The sequence below is a fragment of the Dolichospermum sp. LEGE 00246 genome (assembly GCF_015207865.1).
In the GTDB taxonomy this organism is placed as follows: Bacteria; Cyanobacteriota; Cyanobacteriia; order Cyanobacteriales; family Nostocaceae; genus Dolichospermum; species Dolichospermum heterosporum.
The window spans coordinates 1-6,517 of the sequence record NZ_JADEWA010000309.1 but is presented as its reverse complement, the minus strand read 5'-3'; the positions used below and the strand labels follow the sequence as shown (position 1 = coordinate 6,517).

Sequence of the window (6,517 nt, the reverse complement as noted above, 5' to 3'; positions counted from 1 at the left end):
AACAAAAAACAAATCTCAAAACCAAAGAACCGTGGGGCGCACGGTCTTAAAGCTCAGTTAATGTCCTCATAGAGGAGTCACTGAGAAGCCCACACTCACCTGAAAGGGAGTGTGTGGAGTACGTCACATTTAGTTGCATTTCCCCCCGTTTAACATCACCAAACCAACCTTGTTTTTTATAAGTACACATTGTGACGAAATAAGCACCAGCTTGACCATAATTGTAATTAGGAAGCCGAATTGAACGACGGTGATGTTTTTCGGGATCGAACTTCATATAACCAAATCAATAATTGTTAATCTCGTAGGGGCTTACGGTGTAAGCCCTCTTAATTTAAGATTATATACATCATATATGAGAAGGGCGCAATATGGAAGGGCGCAATATGGAAAGAGGGCGCAATATGAGAAGAGGGCGCAGGGCCTGCGCCCCTACGGGTATTATGGTTTGTTTAGCCGCTGGTTAGTTGTTTGATATGAGCCGGGAATCTGCCATTTTGTAATGCTTGGACTGCTGTTCCCGAATCTTGTACCCAAAACTGTCTTCCAAAGCGGACAATTTCTCGGTGATCTCCAGCCTGAACAACACCAATGACAGGTATTCTGGATTTATCTTTATCCCCTGCTTGTGCTTTGAGAATTGTATTCAAACGATGTTGTTCTTCAATTGTTCCTGCTTGTTGTGGACTCAGTTCCACTAAAATCATTTTTACAGTTTCAACAGTTTCTGCGTCTTCAAGAATAAATTGAACTTGATCATCACGGCGATCTATCTTACCCCAAATAATCAATCTGGCATCAACTTCGAGTAAAGAACTAATGCGTTCATAGGTTTTAGGAAAAACCACCGCTTCCGAGGCAGCAGATAAATCTTCAACTTGCAGAATTGCCATAGAATCACCTTTTTTGGTGACAACCTTTTTAACATTATTCAACATTACTACTGCACAAAGGATAGCATCATCTTTTTGTTCTCCCAATTGTGCTAAGTTAATAGGTGCAAGGACTGAAGATGATTGTCTGATAGATTTAAGAGGATGATCGGAGAGATAAAATCCTAATAATTCTTTTTCCATTCTCAATTTTTCTTGAGGTGGTAAATCATTGACAGGAGGAGCTTTTGGTGCAGATTCATAGGCATTTTTCTGGGGTTGATGATTATTCCCTGCCAATCCCCCTCCTAATAAATCAAATATATTACCCTGTCCACTAGCTTTGTCTCTAGCGCGGGATTGCGCCCACTCATAAACTAATTCTAAATCATGAATTAATTGGTTGCGATTAGCTTGAATTTTGTCAAAAGCACCGCAGTTAATGAGTGATTCTAAAGTGCGGCGGTTCATAGCCCGTAAATCCACGCGATCGCAAAAATCCGCCAAAGATGTAAATGGGACTAATTCTCCTGATTCTTCCCTAGCTTCTAAAATAGAGGCGATCGCATTTTGTCCCACATTCCGCACCGCCGAAAATCCAAATAAAATCCTCCCATCCACCGGCGTAAAATCTAAACCAGAGCGATTAACATCCGGTGCATCAATTACAATACCCATATTAGAGCAGTTATCAAGATACTTCCGCACCTTGTCTGTATCCCCACTATTAGCGGTTAACAACGCCGCCATATATTCCAATGGGTAATTTGCCTTTAAATATGACGTTTGATAAGTTACATAAGCGTAAGCTGTAGAGTGAGATTTATTAAAACAATTGGCAGCGATAAAACCATTTTTAATCACAAAATTATGGTCATTTTCCACACCAATATCATAAACATTGGCTTGACCGACATAAGTACGAGAAATTATTTTAACCATATTACTTAGCTTGGCAACATTTGTTTATTGACACCTTAATAATCATTATCAGCCACACAGATACCTTTACACTTAATACCATTTGTAGCAGTGCGTTGACAATGGGGACAGAGAACCTCTTCCTTCTCTGTTTCTTGATTTATCTCTATATTAGTGCTTACCTGGAGCTTACCTTTTTCGGTCTGGAGTTTGTCATTCATAGGAATAGATTTAAGGAATTTCCATCTGCTGAAGTTTCTCTATCAAATCACCACGTCGGAAAGTAGCAGAAAGTTGTTGTAAAGAAATTTCCTGGTTTCCGTAAAGTGCTTGAAGTGCCTTTTGAACATCTCGGACTGAATGATTGAAATAATCCTCCCCATATTGATTAATCAACTGATTTGCATCCTCAAAATTACGGTGGTTAATTTCCTTCATTTGTAGATTCATTCTTTTGAGAAGTCTTTTCCCCATTTGCATAGCAATAAAGCACGAAGCATAACGGACACAAGCAGGAGCATTTGGATGCGGGCGTTTGCGTCGGTTTTCGGCAATTCTATACAACTGTACAGCGATTATGGCTTGTGCGCCATTAAGATGTTCAGTAAAAATTACATTGTACAGTTTACCAAAATGCTCACGAGTAAAAAACTTAGCTTGATGAGGCTTTTGTCGCCAAACCGCCAGTATCGCCTCAGCCGCTACACCCGAAGTAATATCTGTGGATTTAGTGCCTGTATCAGAGCGTTTGCGGCGATAATTAAATCCCAACTGTTTGATATCCATTTCCAGTCTTTGCTGTAGCTGATCATTAGCTCGGAGATCCCTTAGATCCACTGGGTTCTGACTATTCGTAGCATAAGTAATTTTTTGGACTAAATCATCATTATCAGTAGGTAGTTGATAGAGACGAACTAAAACATAAGCTTGGATATTTTCCTGGAATATCTTTGAATCCTGAAGAGTTTTAAAAATGGTTATACAGGTTTGACCACCATTAATAATTTGCAAGTTCTCAACTCGTACCTGATAATCACCATTTTGCAGTGCGTTATAGGAAAAACTGTTGCAAGTTAATGTGATGCCATTATTATAAAAATAGAAATTGTTTTTTTCATCGCTATTTAAAGTGTCCCGAATACCCTCGTTGACCCGGTTGCCTTGTAACCCTAAATAACGGCGAATATTACGTTCTAACAAGCGTTCTCCGTGTCGCTCAATCAAAGCCGCAATTTCAGTTATAGAAATTCTGCCCACCAGCACCCGGCTAAAATTCATATCTTCAACTACAGCTTTGCCACTTAGTTGTAAAGTATCTTTAACTGGTTTGGAAGCTTGCAGAATGTTGATCAGATGTTCATGATTAATGTGTTCCCATGTCACCTGATCACCGAATCCAGATCGATCAATTGCTTCTTGAGAAGAGTCATTCCATTTTATGCCATTATTACAAGCTAATGCCCGCACCTGGGGAATATATCCATCCCGAATTAAACTGCGGACTTCTTCTACTTTCGCAAGTAACCGTTGATTAATATGCTCTAATTTTGCAGTAGGATCAAACAAAAATCGAATCGCATTAATGAGAGCCGTGATGCCATTTTCAGGAAAATTAGTCTTACCTTCTAGATTATTTACATACTTTACCTGAAATAAACTAACTGTAAATTCACCATCATATTCTTCAGAAATGTGCATGGCATCCACACCAAAATCTCCACCACCTTCTGTCAAACAATCAAAGGTATGAGCATCTTCTAAATCCAGAATTGTTTGCACACAAAAATATACAAATGCCAAAGATTTAAGTTTTCCAGCATCATTAATATTTAATTCTTCAGCAGCCCGTTGTCGAATGGCATCAGTCACTGATTGCAAACGTTGATCAATAATAGAGGCATTAATATTCATAATTTGTAGTTGAGGGCGTTGCTGAATTAGGGTATGAAATTGAAAAATCAATGATTTCAAACTCTTACTCTCTGCGACTGGAGCGCTTCTGCGTGTTCGCGCAGCGTGCCGTAGGCATAACAAAATCATACTCTTAATCAGCAACGCCCATAATTTGTAGTTGAGCATAACAACAAGAATTAGAGCGACAGTTAGAAAATTATAAGAAAAACCCTACAAATGGTTCTAGTTGGGAAGAAGTTAAAAAACGGTTTAGATAGAATTGAATAAATTTTTTTTCTTATTCAATCATCTTAAATAATAGCATATCCCGTATGTTGCCTAACATTTTGTGGGTGAAAACCTAAAACAATTTTATCTTTAGGAATTCCCGCTGCTTCTAATTCATAAGTAACACCATCTTCTGTATCATCTCTTTGTACCCAGATTTTACCATCAATAATATCAAGATGAACTAAGCAACCGTGAATTCTTTTCGCCCCTTCCCAACCAAGAGTTATTAGTAAATAGCTATCATTTTCACTATCAAAAACTGTTTTACATTCAATCACTCCATAGGAATAAGGAATTTGTGTATAAGGTACTAACACTTCTTTAACAATCCGGCGATAATTATCTAAGGTATCCATTGGGTAATCCTCTCAGTATCAGAATTGAAAACAAGTAAATTCAGATTTTCGCTTTCTCTTAAAAGTTTACCAATTGGTTCTTCAAATAAATCCGTGAATACAGTATCACGCACTCCTAAATATAATATTCTATCAGGTTCTAGACGACTCATAACAGCACGATACAAAACAAATCCACCAATAGCATCTTTAAGATCAGCCATTTCTGAAGGACTGACAAAACTTTTAATTTCTACGGCAATTTTTCTAGTTCCTTGTTCTGCCGCTAAAAGTTGTTTTGCTCCTAAATCTACATACATATCTTTTTGACCCCATTTTAAATGTAGAGGGTCATTTGTAATTATCCAACCTTCTTGAATTAAGGCATTTTTAACAGCATTGTGATAGATGTCCTTTGCCGGCATATTAAAATTGGCTTTTCCCAATAAACTATAAACTGATGATCCAAGCATAACTAATATTTTTAGTATAACTAAACTCTCTTTGCGCCTCTGCGCCTGGAGCGTGAGACAAAAAATCTCCTGTAACTTCAGACGAAAATTCCCCAATCCCCCGTCCTGTAAATGCTAAAATCAATGACTTGATTCCTTAAAGAGAACAATTATGGCATCCATCCGCGATTTGCACGAACAGATAATCAGTAAAGAACGTTCTGCCGTTGAAATTACCCAAGAAGCATTAAATCGGATTCAAGAGTTAGAACCCAAACTGCACAGTTTCCTCACTGTGACGACAGAACAAGCCTTAAAACAAGCTCAAGCTGTAGATGCAAAAGTCGCTGCGGGAGAAGAAATTGGCATCTTGGCGGGGATTCCCATCGGGATTAAAGACAATTTGTGTACCAAGGGGATTGTCACCACCTGCGCTTCCCGGATTTTGGAGAATTTTATCCCCCCTTACGAATCCACCGCCACCCAAAAACTAGCTGACGCTGGGGGTGTCATGGTGGGTAAAACTAATTTAGATGAGTTTGCTATGGGGAGTTCTACAGAAAACTCCGCTTATCAAGTTACCGCTAATCCTTGGGATTTATCCCGTGTTCCTGGTGGTTCTTCCGGTGGTTCAGCAGCAGCCGTAGCAGCCGATGAATGTGTGGTTTCCCTGGGTTCGGATACAGGGGGTTCAATTCGTCAACCTGCGTCATTCTGCGGTGTTGTGGGGATGAAACCGACTTATGGGTTAGTTTCCCGTTATGGTTTAGTGGCTTATGCTTCGTCTCTCGACCAAATTGGACCATTTGGACGCAGTGTAGAAGATGCGGCTATATTATTGAGTGCGATCGCTGGCTATGATCCGCAGGACTCTACCAGTCTCAAAATCAAAGTTCCTGACTATGCAGCTAGTTTAAAACCCGATCTCAAACTTCGGAAAAAACTGAGAATTGGTGTCATTACAGAAACCTTCGGTGAAGGGTTAGATCCAGAAGTACAAGCCGCAGTCACCAAAGCCATTGATCAACTTCAAGAATTAGGTGCAGAAATTCATCCTATTTCCTGTCCCAGTTTCCGCTATGGTTTACCAACTTACTACATTATTGCCCCCTCGGAAGCATCAGCTAACTTAGCGCGTTACGATGGCGTTAAATATGGTTTGCGTTCCCCTGATGCAGACAATCTTTTATCAATGTATACCCGAACTCGTTCTCAGGGATTTGGAGCAGAAGTCAAACGCCGGATTATGATTGGTACTTATGCCCTTTCCGCTGGTTATTATGATGCTTACTATTTGAAAGCCCAAAAAGTCCGCACTCTCATTAAAAAAGATTTTGAAAAAGCTTTTCAATCAGTAGATGTGTTAATTTCTCCAACTGCACCAACTACCGCATTTCGAGCCGGAGAAAAAACTACCGATCCTTTGAGTATGTATTTAAATGATTTAATGACTATTCCTGCTAATTTAGCTGGTTTACCAGGAATCAGTTTACCTTGCGGTTTTGATAGTAAAGGTCTACCAATTGGACTGCAAATAGTTGGTAAAGTGCTAGGAGAAGAGCAACTTTTCCAAGTAGCTTATGCCTATGAACAATCAACTAATTGGCATTTACGAAAACCCAAAATTGCTTAGTTTTTCACCGGCGGGGGTTTACGCCGTAAACCCCTACTACAGAGGTTTTACAATTATATGAGGTGCATTGTAGCCCCCTCATCGCTTGCGGGGAGGGGGTTGGGCTGTCTCTTATACAAA

At 39.5% G+C, this 6,517-nt stretch carries 7 protein-coding genes and 1 pseudogene; 2 read left to right on the top strand and 6 right to left on the bottom strand.

All coding sequences use genetic code 11. The features are described from left to right. Positions 1-46 precede the first annotated feature (46 nt). The 4 genes from IQ228_RS26745 to IQ228_RS18155 all read right to left on the bottom strand — a co-directional run bounded on the left by IQ228_RS26745 (position 47) and on the right by IQ228_RS18155 (position 3,764). A complete protein-coding gene (locus tag IQ228_RS26745; RefSeq protein ID WP_228043941.1) occupies positions 47-277 on the bottom strand; it encodes a hypothetical protein in 231 nt (76 codons plus the stop codon). Positions 278-452: 175 nt separating this feature from the next. Further along, positions 453-1,814, bottom strand: a complete 1,362-nt coding sequence (locus IQ228_RS18165; RefSeq protein ID WP_193963817.1) for an OB-fold nucleic acid binding domain-containing protein — start codon at positions 1,812-1,814, stop codon at positions 453-455. A 35-nt stretch (positions 1,815-1,849) separates the two neighbouring features. Continuing rightward, complete coding sequence (locus IQ228_RS18160; RefSeq protein ID WP_173401718.1) at positions 1,850-2,014, bottom strand: hypothetical protein; 165 nt, start codon at positions 2,012-2,014, stop codon at positions 1,850-1,852. A gap of 10 nt (positions 2,015-2,024) precedes the next feature. Next, positions 2,025-3,764, bottom strand: coding sequence for an AIPR family protein (locus IQ228_RS18155; RefSeq protein WP_228043940.1), 1,740 nt, complete (start codon positions 3,762-3,764; stop codon positions 2,025-2,027). 119 nt (positions 3,765-3,883) lie between these two features. Here IQ228_RS18155 and IQ228_RS27270 point away from each other — a divergent pair. Next, positions 3,884-3,964 (top strand): annotated as a pseudogene (locus IQ228_RS27270) (addiction module protein); the annotation flags it as partial. 33 nt (positions 3,965-3,997) lie between these two features. On the opposite strand, the gene IQ228_RS18145 reads toward IQ228_RS27270, so the two are convergent. Together IQ228_RS18145 and IQ228_RS18140 are read right to left on the bottom strand one after the other, a co-directional pair. Further along, positions 3,998-4,333, bottom strand: a complete 336-nt coding sequence (locus IQ228_RS18145) for a XisI protein (protein WP_027403837.1) — start codon at positions 4,331-4,333, stop codon at positions 3,998-4,000. Next, positions 4,321-4,785: a XisH family protein gene (locus IQ228_RS18140; protein ID WP_268871234.1), complete on the bottom strand. Its 465-nt coding sequence runs from the start codon at positions 4,783-4,785 to the stop codon at positions 4,321-4,323. Before IQ228_RS18140 ends, IQ228_RS18145 begins: the two co-directional genes overlap by 13 nt. Before the next feature lie 151 nt (positions 4,786-4,936). On the opposite strand from IQ228_RS18140, the gene gatA reads away from it, so the two are divergent. Continuing rightward, positions 4,937-6,397 carry an Asp-tRNA(Asn)/Glu-tRNA(Gln) amidotransferase subunit GatA gene (gene gatA / locus IQ228_RS18135; protein WP_027403839.1) on the top strand — a complete coding sequence of 487 codons (1,461 nt, stop codon included), beginning with the start codon at positions 4,937-4,939 and terminating at the stop codon, positions 6,395-6,397. Positions 6,398-6,517: the final 120 nt, after the last annotated feature.